Annotated in this window: 19 protein-coding genes; 11 read left to right on the forward strand and 8 right to left on the reverse strand. The window is 66.4% G+C overall.

Going from position 1 to position 21,662, the window contains the following annotated elements; translation table 11 throughout:
• Positions 1-14 precede the first annotated feature (14 nt).
• Entirely contained in the window at positions 15-905 is an 891-nt protein-coding gene (locus tag CLV54_RS14090; RefSeq protein ID WP_157802980.1) for a hypothetical protein, read from the reverse strand.
• 169 nt (positions 906-1,074) lie between these two features.
• Between CLV54_RS14090 and CLV54_RS14095 the strand changes: the two genes are divergently transcribed.
• The 8 genes from CLV54_RS14095 (at position 1,075) to CLV54_RS14125 (ending at position 9,576) form a co-directional block, all read left to right on the forward strand.
• The gene (locus tag CLV54_RS14095; RefSeq protein ID WP_100345629.1) at positions 1,075-2,622 is read left to right on the forward strand and encodes a serine/threonine-protein kinase; all 1,548 of its coding nucleotides are present in this window, start codon (positions 1,075-1,077) and stop codon (positions 2,620-2,622) included.
• Between the two features lie 38 nt (positions 2,623-2,660).
• The gene (locus tag CLV54_RS18150) at positions 2,661-2,786 is read left to right on the forward strand and encodes a hypothetical protein (RefSeq protein ID WP_259978500.1); all 126 of its coding nucleotides are present in this window, start codon (positions 2,661-2,663) and stop codon (positions 2,784-2,786) included.
• Positions 2,787-2,885: 99 nt separating this feature from the next.
• Positions 2,886-4,670, forward strand: a complete 1,785-nt coding sequence (locus tag CLV54_RS14100; protein ID WP_100345630.1) for a DEAD/DEAH box helicase — start codon at positions 2,886-2,888, stop codon at positions 4,668-4,670.
• Positions 4,663-4,890, forward strand: coding sequence for a hypothetical protein (locus CLV54_RS14105; RefSeq protein WP_100345631.1), 228 nt, complete (start codon positions 4,663-4,665; stop codon positions 4,888-4,890). The genes CLV54_RS14100 and CLV54_RS14105 overlap by 8 nt, the downstream gene beginning before the upstream one ends.
• Complete coding sequence (locus CLV54_RS14110; RefSeq protein WP_157802981.1) at positions 4,887-5,393, forward strand: hypothetical protein; 507 nt, start codon at positions 4,887-4,889, stop codon at positions 5,391-5,393. Before CLV54_RS14105 ends, CLV54_RS14110 begins: the two co-directional genes overlap by 4 nt.
• 6 nt (positions 5,394-5,399) lie before the next feature.
• Entirely contained in the window at positions 5,400-6,728 is a 1,329-nt protein-coding gene (locus CLV54_RS14115) for a hypothetical protein (protein WP_100345633.1), read from the forward strand.
• 4 nt (positions 6,729-6,732) lie between these two features.
• The gene (locus tag CLV54_RS14120) at positions 6,733-8,181 is read left to right on the forward strand and encodes a recombinase family protein (protein WP_157802982.1); all 1,449 of its coding nucleotides are present in this window, start codon (positions 6,733-6,735) and stop codon (positions 8,179-8,181) included.
• 141 nt (positions 8,182-8,322) lie between these two features.
• Entirely contained in the window at positions 8,323-9,576 is a 1,254-nt protein-coding gene (locus CLV54_RS14125) for a recombinase family protein (RefSeq protein ID WP_245861771.1), read from the forward strand.
• On the opposite strand, the gene CLV54_RS14130 is transcribed toward CLV54_RS14125, so the two are convergent.
• From CLV54_RS14130 to CLV54_RS14140, 3 genes are all read right to left on the reverse strand, one after another.
• On the reverse strand, positions 9,565-10,728 hold the full coding sequence (locus tag CLV54_RS14130; protein WP_100345636.1) for a helix-turn-helix domain-containing protein: 1,164 nt from the start codon (positions 10,726-10,728) through the stop codon (positions 9,565-9,567). The two genes, CLV54_RS14125 and CLV54_RS14130, sit on opposite strands and share 12 nt — an antisense overlap.
• Positions 10,715-11,440: a hypothetical protein gene (locus CLV54_RS14135; RefSeq protein WP_100345637.1), complete on the reverse strand. Its 726-nt coding sequence runs from the start codon at positions 11,438-11,440 to the stop codon at positions 10,715-10,717. Before CLV54_RS14135 ends, CLV54_RS14130 begins: the two co-directional genes overlap by 14 nt.
• Positions 11,441-11,549: 109 nt before the next feature.
• A complete protein-coding gene (locus CLV54_RS14140; RefSeq protein WP_100345638.1) occupies positions 11,550-12,260 on the reverse strand; it encodes an ATPase, T2SS/T4P/T4SS family in 711 nt (236 codons plus the stop codon).
• Positions 12,261-12,981: 721 nt separating this feature from the next.
• Here CLV54_RS14140 and acs point away from each other — a divergent pair.
• Positions 12,982-14,931: an acetate--CoA ligase gene (gene acs, locus CLV54_RS14145; RefSeq protein ID WP_100345639.1), complete on the forward strand. Its 1,950-nt coding sequence runs from the start codon at positions 12,982-12,984 to the stop codon at positions 14,929-14,931.
• Positions 14,932-15,080: 149 nt separating this feature from the next.
• On the opposite strand, the gene CLV54_RS17580 is transcribed toward acs, so the two are convergent.
• The 3 genes from CLV54_RS17580 to sp36 all read right to left on the reverse strand — a co-directional run bounded on the left by CLV54_RS17580 (position 15,081) and on the right by sp36 (position 16,350).
• Positions 15,081-15,542 carry a hypothetical protein gene (locus CLV54_RS17580; protein WP_157802985.1) on the reverse strand — a complete coding sequence of 154 codons (462 nt, stop codon included), beginning with the start codon at positions 15,540-15,542 and terminating at the stop codon, positions 15,081-15,083.
• Between the two features lie 158 nt (positions 15,543-15,700).
• A complete protein-coding gene (locus tag CLV54_RS14155) occupies positions 15,701-16,171 on the reverse strand; it encodes a RidA family protein (RefSeq protein WP_100345641.1) in 471 nt (156 codons plus the stop codon).
• Positions 16,171-16,350 carry a Sp36 family protein gene (gene sp36, locus CLV54_RS14160; protein WP_100345642.1) on the reverse strand — a complete coding sequence of 60 codons (180 nt, stop codon included), beginning with the start codon at positions 16,348-16,350 and terminating at the stop codon, positions 16,171-16,173. The genes CLV54_RS14155 and sp36 overlap by 1 nt, the downstream gene beginning before the upstream one ends.
• 119 nt (positions 16,351-16,469) lie before the next feature.
• On the opposite strand from sp36, the gene CLV54_RS14165 reads away from it, so the two are divergent.
• Positions 16,470-18,995, forward strand: coding sequence for a transglycosylase domain-containing protein (locus CLV54_RS14165; RefSeq protein ID WP_100345643.1), 2,526 nt, complete (start codon positions 16,470-16,472; stop codon positions 18,993-18,995).
• Between the two features lie 7 nt (positions 18,996-19,002).
• Positions 19,003-19,998 (forward strand): metallophosphoesterase, encoded by a 996-nt coding sequence (locus CLV54_RS14170; RefSeq protein ID WP_100345644.1) that lies wholly within the window; start codon positions 19,003-19,005, stop codon positions 19,996-19,998.
• 120 nt (positions 19,999-20,118) lie between these two features.
• Here the strand turns inward: CLV54_RS14170 and CLV54_RS14175 are convergent, their stop codons facing one another.
• Positions 20,119-21,591, reverse strand: coding sequence for an asparaginase (locus tag CLV54_RS14175; protein ID WP_245861747.1), 1,473 nt, complete (start codon positions 21,589-21,591; stop codon positions 20,119-20,121).
• Positions 21,592-21,662 lie beyond the last annotated feature (71 nt).

Raw genomic sequence — 21,662 nt, forward strand, 5'->3', positions numbered from 1 at the left:
ACACACAGCGATCGTCAGGGCGTGCGGTAGATGGGGACGCCCGCGGCTCGCAGCGCCTCGGGCAGACGGTCGTGCACGTCGCGCATTGCCGACGAGAGTGCTTCATAGCCGGCGTGCGTCTCGGTCACCACCTCTTCGAGCACGGGCGGTACGTAGTCCGAGAACGTCGACACGCTCAGGGTCAGCGTTCCCGCGGCCTGGTCGGTCGCCCACGGGTTTACAGACGGCACCCCGCCTTCGATGCTCTGGGGTCGCAGGCGGTGATATCCCGCGTCTCGCCGGGCTGCCAGCGCAGCCCAAGCTGCGCTTTTCACGAGATCGTCCAGCGGCTCGACGAGATCCGCCAGCGCGACCTTTCCCGTCTGCCGGGCAGCCGCCAGGATGTACTTCACTGTCTCCGGATTGAGGGAGAGGTTTGCGAGTCGTCCGGAATCGAACGGCGCCGGGAGGCCGGTCCAGCTAAGCTTCACGTCGAGACCCGCAGCTTTGCTGTGGATGCGGACGACGCGAGCCACCACGTTCACTACGGCATGGCCGGCACTCACAGCCCACAGCCCGGATGCTTCGGCGACTGCACGGCCGGCGATATTGCGATGGTTTGCGGTCGCGGGCTCTGTAGCGGTATCGCGCCAAACCTCAGCATCACGGAGCGCAGCGAACGCGAGTCCAAGCTGCTCACCGGCGGCGGCCGCACGGCCCAACAGATCCGCGAAGTAGCCGTGAGGCAGTCCCTTGCTCACGCCGTGTATTTCTGCCCACTCGTACTGAGCACCCAGCATCTGCCAGTCGTGCGAGACCATCGCTCGTATCCGGTCAGCGTCGGTGAACGGCTTGCCCACGTCGCCGGGCAACAGCGTCCCCACGACCGCGGCCACCACTGGGCCTTTCGACTCCGGCTCACTCATAGAAAACATCGTGACGCGACCGACTCCCCCACCACAACCGATGCCGAGGCCCATGTCGCGTTCGCTGTCATCCCACCGTCGGGGATACATAATAGTTGAGACACGTCAAACCATTTCCGTGGTATACTTGTTCTATGGACAACAATTTCGAGGGCTGCGGGAGCGGCTCATGAGGCTCGGCGGGCTGAGCGAAGTGGCGGAAGAACTGGGAGTGACGCCCCAGCGGATCGCTGCGCTGCGACAGCGACCCGACTTCCCGGATGCGGTCGGGGAGATCGCTCAGGGCCCGATCTGGGATCTGGACGTGGTCAAGGCCTGGAACGGATCCGGCCTGCGTCAGAGGAAGGCCGGACGCCCGAAGTCCGACCTCACCGTCAGGACCCTGGGCGGGCGGTTCATCCTCGAACTTCCGGCAATCGGAAGCGGCGGATTCGCCGACGTCTTCCGCGCGACCGACCGGAAGACCGGGAACCTCGTTGCGGTCAAGGTCCTGCGGGACACGGCAACCGTGGACCCGGAGGCGATCAGCCGCTTCAAGCGAGAACTGCGGCTGCTGGAAGGGCTTACCCATCCCAACGTGATCTCCGTGATCGCGCAGGGCGAGACAGACGAGCAGGACGTCTGGTACGCGATGCCGTTGGCGCAGGGCAGCCTGGCGGACTTCATCGAGAAGGTCGACGGCAACCCGCCACTGATCGTGGACATCATGCGCCAGATCTGCGCCGGACTCACATACATCCACAGCAACGGCGTCTACCACCGTGATCTGAAGCCGGCGAACGTGCTCCGTCTCGAGAGCGGCGAATGGGCCGTCTCCGACTTCGGGCTGGCGGTCGAGGCCGAGCGGGGCACCACGCCTCTGACATCGACGCTCCGGGCAGGCATGGGCTCCTGGGTGTACGCAGCCCCCGAGCAGTGGGCGCGAGCGCGCAGCGCCGATCACCGCTCGGACGTCTACAGTCTCGGCAAGATCCTGCAGGAACTCGTGACCCAGGAGTACCCGGTGAATACCGAGATGGCAGCAGGGCCCCTGCGACCCGTCGTCGAGCGCGCCACCGCAAACAACCCTGCCAGCCGGTACGGTTCTGTCGCCGAGTTCCTCGAGGCGCTCGAGCGTTCGCTCGGCACTCACCAGGAGTACGAGACCTGGGAATCGCGCGAACAGACCGCTGAACGACTCCGCGACCGGATGCTGAGCCCGTCGACGACACCGGCCGATCTGATCGAGATGCTCGAGTGGGCCACGCTTCTCGACGAATCCGACGAGGATGACATGAAGGCGCTCAGCCGCGTCCTGCCGTGGTGCACCTCGTCGTCCATCGAGTTCCTGTGGAACCGGGACCGTGGCGCGTTCCGTCGTCTGTTCGAGCGGTTCACCGACTACGTCAAGCGCACAGGCTTCTCGTTCGAGTACTGCGACGTGCTCGCGAACTTCATGCGCCGCGCCGTCGATGTCACCGGCGACTCCAGCATCCTGCGCATGGCGGTCGCCGCCCTTGCCATCCTCGGCCCGGACCACAACCGCTGGCACGTGCGGGACGTGCTGGTCTCAGTCCTGCAGGACGTCAAGTCGGAAGAGATGTCGATGGCCGCCATCGAGGGGTTGCGATCGGTAAGCCGCAACCAGGTCGCCTGGTCGATCACCGACTTCACCGTTCGCACGCTGCCGCCGGCGATCCGGATCGGCATTGCGGACTGGATAAGCGAGGCCAGTTGATGACCCCTCGCACGACCTCAAGGAAGGGGGTGACAGACATGCCCAAGGGAAGACCGGCCGCGTCACGCGGCCACGCGCGCAGCGCCGTCTCGGGACGCTTCGTGAAGCTCAGCTACGCGAAGCGCAACCCGAGAACGACGGTAGTCCACAAGAAGAAGAGCTGAGCGGCTGAGACTTCGCGTGAACCAAGCGGGGCCGCCTTGGAGGGCGGTCCCGCTCCCAGCATAAACAACAACCCATCAGCATCATGTTCGGAGCAGTAAGTGAAGACCGACCAGTACGTCGTCGTGCAGCCCACGGTTGCCGGCAATCCCGAGCTGCGCGAGCCGCAGATCCTCGCCTATGAGGCGATCGAGAACCACGACTTTCAAGCTGCCGACGCCCGCGAGGTGTCGGTCGTCCTGCCAGTGGGGTGCGGCAAGTCCGGACTCCTCGCCCTCGCGCCCTTCGCCGCGAGGTCGAGGCGCACCCTGCTCGTCGCGCCGAACCTGAAGATCGCCGACCAGTTGCTTGGCGACCTCACACCGAGCAACCCGAAGTATTTCTACACGAAGCGGAAGGTCCTCGACCGCGAGCCGTTCCCTGAGCCCGCGGAGATCCGCGGCGCCTCGAGCAACGTCGGCGACCTCGAGGAAGCCGACATCGTCGTCACGAACATCCAGCAGCTGCAGCGCGAGAACAACAAGTGGCTCGCGAAGCTCCCCAGCGACTTCTTCGACCTGATCCTCTTCGACGAGGGCCACCACAACGTCGCCGAGAGCTGGGACGTGCTGCGACGCAAGTTCCCCGATGCGCGAATCCTGAACGTGAGCGCGACCCCGGCTCGAGCAGACGGAAAAGTGATGACCGGCGAGGTCATCTACAGCTACCCGATCTCCAAGGCCGTCGAGAAGGGGTACGTCAAGCGCATCAACGGATACCGGCTGAACCCGACGACGCTGCACTACGTTCGCCACGAGGGAGACGCCGAGGTCGAGGTCTCTCTGGATGAGGTGCGCCGTCTCGGCGAGGAGGATGCCGGCTTCCGACGCAGCATCGTCAGTTCCGAGGCCACCCTCACCACGATCGCCGAAGCATCCATCCGCAAGCTCCAGGAGATGCGAGAGGCCACCGGACAGCCCCGCCTGAAGATCATCGCCTCCGCTCTCAACATGGAGCACTGTAAGCAGGTCGTCGCGAAGTACCGCGAACTGGGGATGCGTGCCGACTTCGTCCATAGCCAGCTCGCGGAGAAGGCGAACGAGCGCATCCACGAAAAGCTCGACAACCACGAGCTCGACGTCATCGTGCAAGTGCGGAAGCTCGGCGAAGGCTTCGATCACCCGTACCTCAGCGTCGCCGCGGTGTTCAGCATCTTCAGCAACCTTGGCCCGTTCATGCAGTTCGTCGGCCGCATCATGCGCACCATCCCCGGCGTGGATCCCTTTGACCCCGTCAACGACGGAGTAGTGGTCTTCCATGTCGGAGGCAACATCACCGGGGTCTGGACAGACTTCCAGCAGTTCGCCGAAGCCGACCAGGCGTTCTTCGCCAACCTGATCGACGAAGACCTCATCGAACCCACCCCGACCCGCGAACCCGGCCCCGGAGGCAACGGCGGAGGCGGCAGCCTTCCGGTGATCACCGCTCAAGACGATGTCCTGCTCGAGAGCCTCACCCTGCTCACCGCCGACCCCAAGGTCGCAGCGGCGCTCGCAGTCCTGAAAGACGCCGGCATCAGCACGGGTGAGCAGTTCGACCGCCTGCAGCGGATCACCCCCACCAAGCAGGCGTCCCGCAAGGCGAAGCGGGCGCTTCTCGACGAGCTCGTGAAGACCGCCGTCGGCAAGCTCCTCGCCAAGCACAGCCTCAAGCACGCCGGCCGCGACTTCGATAAGACCCGTGAGAACTTCAAGGTCGTGAAGTCCGCGATCGACCTCCGGATCAAGAAGACGGTCCCCAGCGGCGCAACCACCCGCAGCGAGTACTCCGCCGCAGACCTGGACCATCTCATCAACGAACTGCCGAAGATCGTCGACAGCGTGGAAGAGGAGTTGCGTCATGGGTAGCCAACGATCCCTGCTCAAATCGCTCACTGCGGGTGTCGCGGGCAAAAAGCACTACTGCAAAGGGAACAAGCGCCACGTCCTCCTCAAGGGCGACCGCATCTTGGTGATCAAGATCGAGCGCGATAGCTTTCACTATTGCCTCGACTGCGGGCTCAAGTTCATCGCCACGGCCCGGAAAGACCTTGCCGCGCTTGAGACCGACCTGCTGGCGACACCATGACATTCGGCCCGCACCCGACAGCCTGGACCTTTGCTCTCGACAAACGATCCACGCACTCGTCGATCGTTGTGACCGGCAATGAGTCTGGCCCGATCTTCATGACCCCTGAGACGGTGTCAGTACACGCCCAGACCTTCCCTCGCACGACGAGTACCCCCGCGAATGTAGCCGCGCTCCTTCAACTGTCCGTCGACCTGCTCGAAACGAGTGTTATCCACTACGAGTTCGCGGCCCTCGCGATGGAGAAGAGTTTGCAGGCTGTCGAGGCCGCTCTTCGTCACCGTTTCACCGCGGGCAAGAACACCACATATAGCCAACTGATTGCACGTTTCCAACGAGAGACTGACCCTGAGTCCGATGTGGTTGAGACGCTGACGTTTGCCCGAGAGTTGAGGAACATGGCTGCGCACCCGGTGACTGCCCCGGCCTTTCCGATCGTCGTCACCGTTTCCTCCGTTCGCCGCTCCCACGACCTCGTGGCTGAGATCTTTCCTGAGCTCTGAGGTGCCATGAACGTCGTCCTTTATCGCGTCGCGGACGGCGCCGAGCTGGATGCGTTCCACCGACGGGCTCAGTTATCGGAACGCATGACCGTCGCCCTGCGTCGGGATGAAGTTCCTGGTGCCGGCAGCGTGCGGCTATGCATCGTGCTCGCTGACTCCGATGCGATGGAGTACTCCGACGGGGGCGCCGCCCCGTCCCCTGGGGTGTACATCGTCGGTGCCGGCGTTATGCGACCCGCGGGTCGCGCCACTACCGTGCAGACACGGTATGCATTCGATCCGCTGATCATGTTCGACTTCTTGCTCGATGTCGAGGAATTGCGCGCAGAGATCGATCTCACGACAGACCAGAAGCGCGTCTTCGAGGAGGGGCTCGACGGTCGACTCCTGTCGCCGAAAACCTCGCAGCTGGTTTGGGACGGACTTCTTCGAATCGCGGAGCCCACCCGCGCGAGGCTGAGGTTCTTGTCTGATTCCGTTCGTCCCTTCACGCCCCCAAGCGCTGCAGAAGGGCGCATACTTCTCCAGGAACGCGACGCTGTGATGGTCGCCACGGAGATTTTCGGAGGCAGCACCAATCTTCGAGGGGGCCTGCGATACATGTCGCGGGAGACCTCCTCGGCCCCCTTTCTCGCCCGGCTTGCGGATGCTCATCAGCTTGAAGACCAAGTGATCGATAAGGACGCCCGGAACTTCCTGGACTGGGTTGGCCTCGAGACAGAGCACGCAGCGGCGATGACCTTTCATAGCGGGCAGCGGACGCTGACTGTAGTGAACGCAAACAAAGGTCCGATCGAAAAGGCAACCGGCGCCGATCTCATCTACTACAACCACTCGAACGAATCGTTCGTGCTCGTCCAGTACAAGATGATGGAGCACCGCACCGCCGAGTGGGTCTACTACCCCGACCAACAATTCGAACTCGAGCGCCAGCGGCTCGTTGCAGTGGAGTCGATCCATCAGCAGGCCGCATTCGACTCGTCGAACCACTTGAACTACCGGCTGGGCGCACCCGTCACCTACTTCAAGTTCTGCCGCCGAAATGCGGCATTCGACGTAAACGATCTCAAGCTGATGCCAGGCAGCTACGTGCCCACCGACTATGTCCAATCGCTCATGGCGTCCATGCACGGCGAAAGAGGCGCCGCCCGCATCGTAGAAGGACCACTCAAGGCGAGATCTCTGGGCAACACATCCTTCGCTGCGCTGGTCAGCACGGGACTTATCGGGACACGCGGAACGGCAACCGAGGACCTTGTATCCGTCGTCCAAAACGCTCTCGACGCTGGCCGCAGTATCGTCATCGGGGTGGAGACCGGGGCACCGGACTCATGATCACGTGAACGACTTGAACCTGGACAGGGCCGAACGGGCCGCTGCGGCGGTGTATCTACGGATCTCGCAGGATCGCGCCGGGGTGCGTGCCGGGGTGCTGCGCCAGCAGGAGGACTGCCTGGCCTTGGCGGCGCGGTTAGGTTTCGATGATCCGCCGGTATTCATCGACAACGACGTCTCGGCGTTCGACGGGGGCCGGCGCCCCGGCTATGACGCCCTCATCGCGCAGGTGGAGGGCGGTGTCACCCACATCGTGGTGTGGCATGTCGATCGCCTCTACCGGCAGCCGCGCGAGCTGGAGGGCCTCATCGACCTGGTCGAGCACCATCCGGTGCGGATCGAGTCGGTGCAGGGCGGCGGGTTCGATCTGAACACGAGCGAGGGCCGGCTGATGGCCAGGCAGCTCGTCGCGATCGCCGCCTACGAGTCCGGGCACAAGTCCGACCGGGTCAAGCGCGCGAACCAGCGACTGGCGGAGCAGGGCCGCTGGCACGGGCCGGCCCGCTACGGCTACGGGCCGGGCGGGGTGCTCATCGCGGAGCAGGCCGCGGTGATCCGGCAGATGGCCGACCGCTTCCTCGCCGGCGAGTCGATCCGATCGATCACCGCCTGGCTGAACCGCTCACAGATCCCTCCGCTGCGCGCCGGGAGCGACACGTCGGGGCTGTGGCACCCGTACACGGTGCGCAGCGTGCTGGCCTCTGCGCGCATCTCCGGGCAGCGCGCGTACTCCCCCGGCACCCGCGCGGATCCCGCCGGCGGGCGGGAAATCCTCGGTCCTGGTGATTGGGAGCGGATCATCACCCCGGAAGAGACGGCGCGGATTCGTGCGATCCTCGCCGACCCGGCCCGGCGGCGCACCACGACGGCGCGGCCGAGCCTGTTGGGCGGGATCGCACGGTGCGGTAAGTGCGGTGCAGGCCTGACAATCGCCGGCCACACATCCGCCCCCGGCGCGAACCCAACCCTCCGATACGTCTGCCAGAAGGACCCTTCCCATCCGGAACGGGGCGGTCTGAGCATCAGCGCCCCATTGCTTGACGACGAGGTCACCAGGGGCATCCTCCACCGGCTCGGGCGGCCCCGGCCTGCCTCCGACACCTCGCCGATCAGTGCCCTGGTGGAACAGATCGTGGAGACCAACCAGCGGATCGCACTGCTTGAGCAGGACAGCGCCGCGGGGCTCATCACCCCAAGGGAACGTATGTCCGGGCAACGGGCAGCCGAGGAGGCGCTGCAGGCGGCGCACCGGCAGCTCGCCGCGGCCGGCGCCGTCGGGCTGCTAACGGTGCCGATCGGCGATCCTGCCGGGCTGGAATCCTGGTGGCGGCGCCTGAACGTGGCCGATCGACGCGCGGTGATCACGACGCTGATCCGCAAGCTCACCATCGCCCCCGGCCGCCCGGGTCGCGGCTTCGACCCTGCCCGAATCCGCATCACCTACGCGTCCTGACCTCGCGCCGCTGCGCACCCTCATGCCCCACAGCGGAGTGGCGACCAGGAGTGCGCGGCGGCGCCGGAGCCTGCCATCCAGCCCGACACCGCCCTGATCTACCTACGAATCTCCGCCAACCGCACCAGCGAGCACGCGTCCATACAGCAACAGCGCGACGATTGCACCGCCCTCGCCGCCCGCCTCGGCTACATCCGCACCGTCGAGTTCGTCGACGAAGCGGTCTCCGCCTACGGAGAACGAACCCGCCCCGGCTACCAGCAACTGCTGCAGCGGATCGCGGTTGCGCCGGCGACGGTGGTCGTGTGGCATCTGGATCGGCTCTACCGACGCCCGAACGAGCTCGAGCAGCTCCTCGATCTGCTCGACACCAGCCAAGTGCGGATCGAGGCGGTCCAGGGCGGCTCGTTCGACCTGAACCGACACGAAGGGCGACTGTTCGCGCGGCAGCTCGTCGCGTTCGCGAACTACGAGTCCGCCCACCGGGGAGCTCGCGTCGCCCGAGCCCAGCAGCAACGTGCCGGACGCGGGCTGCTACACGGCGGAAGCCACTACGGTTACCAGCACAACGGCGCGCTCGAGCCGTTCCAGGCCGGGATCGTGCGGCAAATCGTCGACGACTACCTCATCGGGCTCTCCCCCACCGCGATCGCCCACGAACTGACCCGAGACGGTGTGCCCGCCCCACGAGGCGGAAAGTGGAATGGGACAACCGTCAGCGAGATCCTCACCAGCGACCGACTCCACCACCGGCGCTTTCATCGCCCGACCGCGAACCTCATCGTTGCCATCTGGGACCAGCTCATCTCCGACGATGAATCGACGCTCGTCCAGCTAGGACTACTCCTCCCGCCGCGCGATGCAAGCCGCTCCTCAACCACCCTCCTGGGCGGCATCCTGCGCTGCCGAGGGTGCGGTCGGCGGCTGGTTGCTGGGGTGACCCGATTCGGGCGACGGATCTACAGCTGCCGCACTGCGCTCGCCCGATGTCCCGGCCCAACTCTTGATGCCTGCCAGATGGATGAGCAGATCACCATCGCGGCCGTGGAGCAGTTCAGCCACGCGTGGCGCCCTCATGTGCCACCCCCGGAAGAGCTGCTGCAGACTATACGAACTGCCCGCGAGGACCTCGCTTCGTTCGCCATCAGCTTCGGCGCCGGTCGCCTCGACCACAACGGCTACCTGACCATGCGTGATCCGCTCGACCGGGTGTTGACCGTCGGCGGGATCGGCTTCGCCGCGCACCGCCAAGCCCGGGTTCTCCGTCTCGCGACCGCCGAGTTTCACCACCGTTGGGCGACGTCGCTGCCCTTCCGGAGAGCGGTCATTTGCGCCCTACTCCCCGACCTCGACGGCACTAGTCCGCTCGAGCCGCGCGCTGATCTATCCGGGTGAAGGATCGGTGACAAGCTTCAACGTCGGCCGGGGATCGTCGACACCCAGGACTTCGCGCACCCGTGCCGGGTGCCAGCGCAGCTCGCGGGCGAGGTCGATCTGGGCGAAGCCGATTTGATCGGCAAGCCGGGCAGCCTCGGCCAACATCGATGGCATCTCACCCGGGTACGCGTTCACCGGCTCGGAGGCATCCAGTGAGGAGCTGCGCAGCTGGTTCAGCTTCTGATAGCCCCGACGGATCGAGGCGTCGGAGACCGTACCGGTCTCCTTCATCCGCAGCAGCAGCGAATCCACCGACACACCCCAATGTCGCGAGAGCTCATCGAGCCGGGAAAGATTCACCGTCCGCGGCAGCAAGTTCACGATCTGGGAACGTGGCGTCAGAAACTCAGCAGCGAACTGATCGGCTTCACGCTCCTGTTGCTGATCGCCCGGCACAGCCTCGCCATGCAACAGCAGGTGCCCCAACTCGTGGGCAACCGTGAACCGATAGACGAACACCGACTTCGCACGCTCGGGCGTCACCACGATGACCGGGCGAGCCAACCGAGACGTCGAAAACGCACCCACCCGGGCCACATCGGCATTCGCCAGCGTCAGCAGGCTCACGACGATCCCATGCGACTCCGTCAAAGCCACCAGATGCTTGACCGGCTTCACGCCCAGGCCCCAATGCTGGCGAAGCGCCCGCGCCGCGGAAACGGGATCTGCTTGCTGTCGATCCACCGCGGGCAAGTCGACCTCGGGGAACCGAACCTTCTTCTCCAGCGCGAACGTCAGCTCCCAGACCTGCTCAATGAACGCGATCGCCTTGGACCGATCCCGTGCAGTGGTCGAGCGCAGGCTACGGAAATGCGCCTCGGAACCGTCGACACGGCCGATCGGCCGACCCGTCGCGAAGTAGTCCACGGGAACATCGAGCTCACGCGCGAGCACCGGCAGCAAGTCACGACGCGGCGTAACCACCCGCGACTCGTACTGACCGATCGCCGCAGGCGTGACCCCGACAAGCTCGGCCAGTCTCGCCTTCGACAGGCCGGCTGCGAAACGTGCCTGTGTCAGACGGGCCGGATCGAACGCATCAGCGACGGCATCAAGATCGGGACGGTCGGCTGATCCGAGGAGCGAGAACAGGGTGTCACGGTCGTCCATCAGCCTCTCCGTCCACCTCGTCGCCCTTCACCCCCAGATCCGGGCGCGGGATCGGCCCGTCGGAGAACGACTCGTCCGTCAGGTCCACATCCACCAGCGAGCCCGTGCCCACCTCAAGCAGCGACTCCATCGATGCAAAGGTGAGATACCCGTCCCCACCCAAGGTCGCCTCGCCCCAGTTGACGCTGTAGAGCGCGAACGGGTTGCTCGCGTACGGCACGACGACCACGCGGGAATGCGTCGACAGCGCCTCCTCTAGCGCCTTGCTCTCGGTGTCGAGTAGCTCCCGTTCTTCCTCGGTCAACTCGGGGTGCTCGAACTCGATGTCCAGCTGCTGGGACGACTCACGCTCCTCACCGAAGAGGGAGACCCGCGTGTCCGACACGGCGAACGGGCGCGACCCGATGTCCGTGGACCGCTCCCGTGCGAACCGCCACGGGAACAGGATCACCCCGTTGAACGAGACCAGCTTGTAGCCCCGACGCGGAACGATCTCGGCCGAGGGCAGGCGGCCGAGCACAGTGACGAACTCGTCCAGGCACTTCCGCCAGATCTGCCCGTACACGCCGGTGTGCTTCATCTCGGCTTCCGCCTGCGCATTCGCCATCTTCTCGTGGCAGTCACGGATGATGGACGAGATCTGCTCTCGCACCAGCACACCGTCGGCTCCCAGCGTTCGCAGCGCCCACGCGCGCCCCTCGTCGATCGTCACAATAGGCTCCCTTCATCCGGATGCCCAAAATCTACCACATTGCTTTAGTTTTCGACGCCAAACGCTCAAATGGGGCTGTCGCGGGTCGCCGACGCGGTGTCTAGTGGAGTCAGAGATGCCATGTGGTATTGCCACTGCCGCCCGCACCTGTGATGAGCAGGTTGTGCCTCGCGGCCACGGCCGCCCGCACCACGCCCGCCTGGGGCGGCCCGAGCATTCCCGACTCCTCGAGGGCACGAAGGCTGAACGCCTGCGGGCTCGGGATGCGCACCGAGAGCAGCGTGCCGCCCGTCGAGATCGGCGGCAGCACGGCGTGCACACGGATGCCGCCGCGCAGACGCACGTCGACACAGGGGGCCGCCTCGTCGATGTGCCGGCCTCCGAGGGCGATGAGCCGAACGGCGAGCTCTCTCAGCGACGGCTCGTCGGCCTCGAAGCCGGGGGCGCGAACCAGACCGTCTCCGGTGTCGACCCACAGACCGTGCTCGCCGTTGACGAAGACATCTGTGGCCCCGAGGGCGAACGGCGCGAGCGAGCCGAGCTGCTCGAGATCCGGCGCGGTGAGCGCTCCCCCACCACTCGCACGGATGCCGCCGAGCGCGGGTTCCGGCGCGGGTTCCGGCGCGACCGTGCCGCCCTCGGCCCCGAAGCTCCCGCCGGGCGGCGTGAGCTCCGGCCTCCGCGCGACGAAGCGCGGCGGCGCATCGCGGTGGCGGGCGGAGGAGGCCACGAGGGCGACGGGCTCGACTGCGGCAGGGACACCGGATCGAAAGGGAACGGCCTCGGAGCCGGGGCTGAAGGATGCCGGAACGGGAAGCATGCGCCGATCGTAGGATCAGGCTGCCGCACGCGCCCCGGCTCGGGGCGCCGCTGGGGAGAACCCTCCCGCGCGGCTCTTGTGGAGGGGCAGAGCCTTGCCCCTGTCATCCGAAGACGTCACCCGCGAGTCGCGGCAAACCGTCGCATAGACGCGCGGATGCGACGGTTTGCCGCGACTCGCGAACGGCGGGCGGGCCGTGCACCGGCAGACGAAGGATGCCCCGCCGGCAACCGGCGGGGCATCCTGTGATCGTGCGGCACGTGCCCGGAAGACACGTGCTTAAAAGAAGGGGGCGGCACCTATTGGGGGGAACAGGTGCCGCCACAGCGGCGCGGGATTGGGGGGAATCACGTGCGCCGCATGCCAGAACTTTCATTCGGCCGTATGCAAGTGTACGCACAACGATCGCTTTCGCAAAACGTTTTGTCCCCCTAAACACCGACACTCACAGGGGGTACACGGGTTGCCCGAGGCTTTCCCTCAGCCACCCATCGCACACCCACGGGAAAAGGTCCCGGTCAGGCCCCAGACCGACCGTTCTCACAGCGGTCGAGTCCGCCTCGGGAGGCGTCGCGACGCCCCGAAAACCACCCTCCCTCTGGGGCCACACAAGGGGTGGTGAAAACTCTTTTCGCACAGCGAGAGACACGCAGACGGCCCGCGGGGCCTCTCGGTGTAGCCTCGAACTGTTTTCGACATCGCAAAGGAGCGGACCCCGCCGATGGCATCCCAGATCGACCACCTTCTCAACGAATCGCGTCGCTTCCCCCCGAGCGAGGAGTTCGCGGCGAACGCCGTCGCATCCCCGCAGATCTATGCGCAGGCCGCAGCCGGCAGCGCCGAGTTCTGGGCCGATCAGGCGCGCGAGCTGCTGCACTGGCACACTCCTTTCACGCGCACCCTCGACTGGTCGAACCCGCCGTTCGCGAAGTGGTTCGACGACGGCGAGCTCAACGTCGCCTACAACTGCCTCGACCGCCACGTGCTCGCCGGCAACGGCGACCGCATCGCCATCCACTGGGAGGGCGAGCCCGGCGACAGCCGCAGCATCAGCTACGCCGAGCTGACGGCCGAGGTCAAGAAGGCCGCGAACCTCCTCACGAGCCTGGGAGTCCGCACCGGCGACCGGGTCGCGATCTACCTGCCGATGATCCCCGAGGCGGTCATCGCCATGCTCGCCGTCGCCCGCCTGGGCGCCGTGCATTCCGTGGTCTTCGGAGGCTTCAGCGCCGAGAGCCTGCGCGCCCGCATCGACGACGCCAACGCGAAGCTCGTGATCACGGCAGACGGCGGATGGCGCAAGGGCAAGGTCTCGCCGCTGAAGCCCGCGGTCGACGCGGCGCTCGAGTCGCCCGGCCACAACGTCAGGAACGTGCTCGTCGTTCGGCGCGGCGAGAACACGGTCGATTGGGTCGAGGGCCGCGACCTGTGGTGGCACGAGGAGATCGCCGCCGTCGACGCCGATCACGTCGCGAAGGCCTTCCCCGCCGAGAACCCGCTCTTCATCCTCTACACGAGCGGCACGACCGGCAAGCCCAAGGGCATCCTGCACACGAGCGGCGGCTACCTCACGCAGGTGGCCTTCACCCACAAGAACGTCTTCGACCTGCGTCCGGAGAGCGACGTCTACTGGTGCACGGCCGACGTCGGCTGGATCACCGGCCACAGCTACGTGGCCTACGGCCCCCTCGCCAACGGCGCGACGCAGGTGCTCTACGAGGGCACCCCCGACAGCCCGCACCCCGGCCGCTGGTGGGAGATCATCGAGAAATACGGGGTGAGCATCTTCTACACGGCGCCCACCGCCATCCGCTCGTTCATGAAGCTCGGGCGGCAGATCCCGCAGGGCTTCGACCTCACGAGCCTGCGCGTGCTCGGCTCGGTCGGCGAGCCGATCAACCCCGAGGCCTGGATCTGGTACCACGACGTCATCGGCGGCGGCTCCGCCCCGATCGTCGACACCTGGTGGCAGACCGAGACCGGCGCGATCATGATCTCGGCTCTGCCGGGCGTCACGAGCCTCAAGCCCGGCTCGGCGCAGGTTCCGATCCCCGGCATCCGCATCGACGTGGTCGACGACGACGGCCAGCACGTGGGCACCGGCAACGGCGGCCTGCTCGTCGTGAGCGAGCCGTGGCCGAGCATGCTGCGCGGCATCTGGGGCGATCCCGACCGCTACCGCGAGACCTATTGGCAGAAGTTCGGCGACAAGTACTTCGCCGGCGACGGCGCCCGGCTCGACGACGACGGCGACATCTGGCTGCTGGGCCGCGTCGACGACGTGATGAACGTCTCGGGCCACCGCCTCTCCACGGCCGAGATCGAGTCGTCCCTCGTCTCGCATCCCTACGTGGCCGAGGCCGCCGTGGTGGGCGCGTCCGACGAGACGACCGGCCAGGCCGTCGTCGCCTTCGTCATCGTGAAGGCCAGCCAAGCGGATGTCGCGTCCGCCGCCGAGGCGAGCGATCTGTTGCGCGCCCACGTCGCCCAGCAGATCGGCGCCATCGCCCGACCCCGGCAGATCTTCATCGTCGCGGAGCTGCCGAAGACCCGCTCCGGCAAGATCATGCGCCGCCTGCTGCGCGACGTCGCCGAGGGCCGCGAGGTCGGCGACACGACAACCCTCGCCGACACCTCCGTCATGCAGATCATCACCGACCGGCTGCAGTAGCCAGCGGTCCGGCCCCGTCGGCAGGCCCAGCCGGTCACGGCACGTAAAAGTCCCACAGGCCCGTGGAATTCCACGGGCCTGTGGGACTTTGTCTTCATTCGGCCTAGCCGCCGACCAGAAGATTCCTCTTGGTTTCGGAATCACCGATTTTAGAGGCCAAAGTACTGAATCTTGACCGTCAGGGCAACTCCGTTCCAACTATTAACACCCATAACCCCGTCCTGAGGGCCGCCATAGTGACCGGCATCAGCAGCCCACTTCTGCATCGCACGATAGGTATTCGTCCCCGGCACGCCATCGATGGGACCGGTGTACCCATGACTCTGTAAGAACGTTTGCATGCCCTTCCAGCTGTTGACGCCCATAACACCGTCGATCGGCCCGGTGTACCCATGGGCTTCTGCAGGGCCGTCCTGGAACTGGCACCACAATGTCTGGTTGGGCAGGGCACCATCGTTCGCTGCGTTGTTGAAGACGTGGGTTTGACAATAGGGCGTCGGGACTCCCGCTTTAACTACTGTTCCAGATGCGTTCGCTGGAGATGCCCCGAACAACGCTGCACTCAGAGCACCCATCACAGCAGCCGTTGCCACTATTTTTTTCCATCGCATTTATCGATCCTTTCTTGCAAAGAGAGCACCTTGCCCTCACCTCAAGCTAGGGCCGAGTATTGATTTGCACAGTCGGTAAAAATGACGACATGTTTTTTTAAAAAAATGCTATACATAGCACATAGGCCGCATCGGAAATTCGTGTGCCTACAACGCCACTACTCGAAGGCGAGGATGACCTCGACCTCGACGGGCGAGTCGAGGGGAAGCACGGCGACGCCGACGGCGGAGCGCGCGTGACGACCCTCCTCGCCGAAGATCTCGCCGAGCACCTCGGAGGCGCCGTTGATGACGCCCGGCTGGCCGGTGAAGGAGGGGTCGGAGGCGACGAAGCCCGTGACCTTGACGACACGGGTCACCCGGTCGATGTTCCCCAGCACGGACGCTGCGGCCGCGAGGGCGTTGAGTGCGCAGATCCGCGCGTACTCCTTCGCGTCGTCGGCCGGCACCAGGCCGTGCCCGTCACCGACCTTGCCGCTGGCCGGGAGGGCGCCCGACACCATGGGCAGCTGGCCCGAGGTGAAGACGAGAGGGCCCTCGATGACGGCCGGGACGTAGGCCGCGACGGGCGGAACCACGGCGGGGAGCTCGATGCCGAGCTCGGCGAGACGCTGGGTGACGGTAGACATCAGGCACCCGCCCCGGAGACGTCGGAGCCGGCGACCGGGCGCTTGAGGTAGGCGACGAGTCCGCCCTCGGGGCCCGTGACGACCTGCACGAGCTCCCAGCCCTGCGAACCCCAGTTGTTCAGGATCGCCGCCGTATTGTGGATCATGAGCGGTGTGGTCAAGTACTCCCAAGAGGGCATGAAGACTCCAAATCGTGACCACCTCCGCCCCGCGCAGTCGGCACGAATCGGAGAATGGTATTGCGGGGACAGCGCTCGGTTCCGGCGGTTTGCCAGCTTTATCGCCTACTCTCAATTCTATGTCTGCCCAAAAACGTACCGCTAGCGGCGCGCTCGGAGGCCTCCTCGGCTTCGTCGGCGTGAGCGCTGTGGCCGGTGTGCTCGTCGTGGCCGCGGTGACCCCCGCGATCGCCGTGACCGGCATGGCCGCCAACAGCACCATCGGCATCTTCGAAGGCCTGCCCAGCTACCTCCAGCCCGACAAGCTCATGGAGCGGTCGAACATCTACGCCACGACGAACGAGGGCACGCCGTACCTGCTCGCGTCCTTCTATGACCAGAACCGCGTCGAGGTGCCGTGGGAGAACGTGTCCCAGTTCGCGAAAGACGGTGCGGTCGCGACCGAGGACCCGCGTTTCTACGAGCACGGCGGCATCGACATCCAGGGCACCGTGCGTGGCGCTCTGACGACGGCCTTCGGCGGCGATGTGCAGGGCGGGTCGTCGATCACCCAGCAGTACGTCAAGAACGTGCTCGTGCAGAAGGGCGTGCTCGAGGCGACGACCCCCGAGGAGGAGCAGGCGGCCTACGACGAGGCGACCGAGACGACTCCTGAGCGCAAGCTCAAGGAGATGCGTCTCGCGATCGGAGTCGAGAAGGAGTTCTCGAAAGACCAGATCCTGCTCGGCTACCTCAACATCGCCCTCTTCGGCGGCCGCGTCTACGGCATCGAGGCAGCGGCGCAGTACTACTTCGGCGTGAGCGCGAAGGACCTCAACCTGCAGCAGGCGGCGACGCTCGTTGCGATCGTCAACAATCCCGACAATCTGCGCATCGACCGGCCCGACAACGAGGTCAACGGCGCCGCCGACGGCTATGCCGAGACGAAGATCCGGCGCGACTACGTGCTCGACCAGATGCTCAAATACCAGAAGATCACCCAGGAGCAGTACGACGCGGCCATCGCGACGCCCATCGAGCCGACGATCACCGAGCCGAGCACCGGATGCCAGACGGCCGGCGGGTCCGGATACTTCTGCGACTACGTGACGAAGATCATCCAGAACGACCCGAACCTGGGCTACGACGCCCTGCAGCGCGGTGGCCTGCAGATCTACACCTCGCTCGACCTCGACGTGCAGGCCGCAGCCGAGACGGCCATCAACAACAACGTTCCGCAGGCCATGGACGGCTTCGACGTCGGCGCGGTCGCCGTGACCATCCAGCCCGGCACCGGGCGTGTTCTCGCCATGGCGCAGAACAAGATCTACAGCCAGGATCCCGAGGTGCAGGCCCAGGGGCCGCAGTACAGCGGCATCAACTACAACACCGACTTCGCTTACGGCGGCTCGACGGGCTTCCAGCCGGGATCGACCTACAAGGTCTTCACCCTCGCGGAGTGGCTCAAAGAAGGCCACGCCCTCAACGAGACGGTGGACGCCCGACGCAAGAACTGGACGAACTTCACAGACAGCTGCCTCGGCACCCAGTACTACTCCGATTTCAACCCGAGGAACGACGAGGGCGGCAACGGCGGCTTCTGGACGGCCCTCTACAACACTTACAGGTCCGAGAACACGGGCTTCATCGCCATGGCGCAAAAACTCGACCTCTGCGAGATCCGGAAGACGGCTGAATCGTTCGGAGTTCATCGGGCCGACGGCGAGCCACTCGCGCAGGGCGCGAGTGCCGTGCTCGGCACCAATGAGATCGCTCCGCTGACGATGGCCGAAGCCTTCGGCGGTATCGCGAACAACGGAATGACCTGCACACCCGTAGCGATCGACAAGATCCTCGACTCGGATGGCGCAGAGGTCCCGGCCCCGCAATCGACGTGCACGCAATCCGTCGATCCGAAGATCGCGGCTGGCATGGAGTACGCCATGCAACGGGTTATGACGTCTGGCGGCACAGGCGGCCCATCGGCAGGCGCCATCAACGGCAGCTGGCCGCTCATCGGCAAGACCGGTACAAGCGACAACAACGAGGCCACCTGGATGAGCGGCGGAAGCAACAAAGTCATAACGGTCACCGGTCTCTTCAACGTCACCGGCCACGTCGACCAGCGAGACACCTACATCAACGGCAACCAGGCCGCCGTCATCCGCCACACCATCTGGCCAGCCGTTATGAACGTCGCCCTGCCCAAGTACGGCGGCGACGCCTTCGCCGACGCCGACCCCTCGGTACTGCAGGCCACCTCCGTGACCATCCCCGATGTGCGCGGCATGAGCGCGGAGGACGCCGCGAGCGTCATCGAGAACGCCGGATTCAGCGCGGTCGTCGGCGATCAGGTCGACTCCGATCTGCCTCAGGGCCAGGTCGCGGGCACCACCCCGACCGGTGGCGCGAGCCGAGGCACCCTCATCACGATCAACGTGAGCAACGGCCAAGGCCTCACGGTGCCCGATGTCACGGATGCCAACGACTTCAACGGGGCCCGCGGCATCCTGCAGAACGCCGGGTTCACCAACATCGCCCAGAGCTGCGTCGTGGCGAGCAGCCCGGGCGACGTGAACAAGCCGCAGTCATCGAATCCGCAGGTGGGTGCGGTCGCGAACCGTTCCAGCACGGTGACGGTCGCGATCGCGAAGCCGAACTGCTGATCCTCCGGTGACGGCCGCACGAAACATCACCGTCGCCCTCGCAGCCGTCGCGGCTGCGGGGGCGGCGGCCTTCGCCTACGGCTCGCTCTGGGAACGCCGTCAGTTCACACTGCGCCGCGCGACCGTGCCCGTGCTGCCGTCTGGGGCCGCGCCCATCCGGGTGCTCCACCTCTCCGATCTGCACATGGCGCCCTGGCAGAAGGCGAAGCAGGAGTGGGTGCGCGCTCTCGCGGGCGAGCATCCCGACTTCATCGTCGACACCGGCGACAACCTCGGCCACCCCGATGCGATCGAGGCCGTCGCCTACGCCCTCGAGCCCTTCGACGGCATCCCGGGCGTGTTCGTCAACGGATCCAACGACTATTTCGGGCCGACGCCGAAGAACCCGCTCAAGTACTTCACCGGTCCGTCGAAGACGTCCCGCGCAGCGGCGACCCTCGACATCGAGCGGCTGCAGGGCGTCTTCGCGCAGCTCGGCTGGACGAACCTCAACAACGCGGCCGCGGCCATCGACGTGCGCGGCACCCGCCTCGAGCTCTTCGGCGTCGACGACCCGCACCGCCACTTCGACAGGCTCGAGGTGCTCACGACCGCCATCGACGAGCTGCACGAGAACGACCCGCTGCTCGTCGAGGGCGACACCTGGCCCGACTCGGCGACCTCGGCTCAGGATGCCGCGGACTCCCGTCGCTCCACCCTCACGGTCGGCGTGGCCCACGCCCCCTACCAGCGGGTGCTCAACTCGTTCCTCAACCACGGCGCGGAGCTCATCTTCGCCGGCCACACCCACGGCGGCCAGGTGTGCCTGCCCGGCTACGGCGCGCTCGTCACGAACTGCGACATCCCGCGCCGTCAGGCGAAAGGCCTGAGCCTGTGGCGCCACGGCTTGCGCTCCGCGTTCCTCAACGTCTCCGCGGGCCTCGGAACCTCGATCTACGCCCCCGTGCGCTTCGCCTGCCGCCCCGAGGCGAGCCTGCTCACCCTCGTGGCGGCCGACGCGTAACAGCGACCCGGCCGCGACGAACGGATGCCGCCGGCCGCACACCCGCGAGGGCGTCGGCCGACGGCATCCTGTCGTTGTGAACACGTGCCCTGACGCTCGCGCGCCAGGGCACGCCCTCGGTCAGTGGTTGAGCTGGGCCGCGTTCCTGCGGCGCACGATGAGCACGCCCGCGCCCGCCAGGAGCACGAGGAACGCGATCGCGGCGAAGGCGCCCGCGTTGGAGCCGAGGGCCGGCAGCAGCCCGGCGCTCGCGCCCGAGGACGGGTCGCTCGGGCCTCCGGCGCCGCCCGCACCCGGCGTGGGGGTGCCGCTCGCACCCGGCGTGGGCTCGGTGGTCGGCTCTTCGGTCGGTTCGGTGGTCGGCTCGGTCGTGGGCTCGCCGGTCGGCTCGGGGCCGGAGCTGCCGCGCACGGGGTTGACCGTTCCGGCGAGCGCCGAGCTGTCGAACGAGGGGGTGCCGAAGCTTCCGAACCAGCCGCGCGCCTCCTCCACGTCGCTCGTGAAGGCGAGGCTCAACAGCAGCAGGAGCCGCGCCTTCTGCGGCAGCAGGTCGTTCGCCGCGATGACGTTGCCCGAGCCGCCCGTGACCGCGCCGCTTCCGGTGCGGGTGGTGCTCGCGAACCAGACACCCGCGTTGGCCGCCGCCGTGCGGGCGGCGCCCTGGGCGGAGGAGATGCCGCCGGCGCCGGTTCCCGCCGTCACGATTCCCTTGACGCCCGCGTTCGCAAAGGCCGTGATCGCCTCGCCGCCCGCCTGCTGGTAGCCGTAGATGATCTCGGTGCGCGGGAGCGACGCGGGGTCGACGGTGTCGAGCTGGAAGGGGGTGAACCAGTCGTCGGTCGCGCACCTGTTGAGACGCGCGGGCGCGCGCTCGACGAAGATGTCGCTGCCGTCGAGCCAGCCGAGCGCCCCGAGGGTGCGGGTCTGGAAGGTGTCGTTGCGCGTGGAGTTGGTCTTCGTCACGTCGCGGGCGGCGTGGATCTCGTCGTTGAGCATCAGCACCGTGCCGAAGCAGAACGTCTTCTGGCTCGCGGCGAGCCGGATCGACTGCAGGAGGTTGGCCGGGCCGTCGGTTCCGATGACTCCCGCCTCCCCCGCCGTCGCGCCCGCAGCCCAAGGCCGCATGGCGCCCGTGATGACCACGGGCTTCTTGTTCTGCACCGTGAGGTCGAGCCAGTAGGCGAACTCCTCCATGGTGTCGGTTCCGGTCGTCACGACGACGCCGTCGGCCTCGGCGAGCGCCGCCTGCACGGCGAGGGTGAGCCCGTGGTATTGCGGGATCGTGTACCCGCCCGACCCGGAGTTGCCGAACTGCACGACGCTCACGTCGGCGAAGGCCGAGAGCTCGGGCTGCAGCAGGTCGACCATGTCTTGCATGGGGTAGGTGCCGGCGCGGTAGTCGGTGTAGGTGTCGCGGCCGTCGGCCTTGCCGGCGAGCGTGCCGCCGGTGGCGACGACGACGACCTTGGGCTTGTCTGCCTCGGCCGCGGTCGCCGCGGGAACGGCGCCCGCGACGAGGCCGGCGGCCGGGATGGTGACGGCGAGCGCCACGACGAGCATTCGCCTGAGCGAGGTGGTGCGTGTGTTCTTCACGGAAGGACCATTCTTCTTTCGCTTGACTGCACGGAGGATCTGCGTGGGGATGATGGAGCGATGACGAGCGC

It is taken from the genome of Compostimonas suwonensis (assembly GCF_002797855.1).
Classification (GTDB): domain Bacteria; phylum Actinomycetota; class Actinomycetes; order Actinomycetales; family Microbacteriaceae; genus Compostimonas; species Compostimonas suwonensis.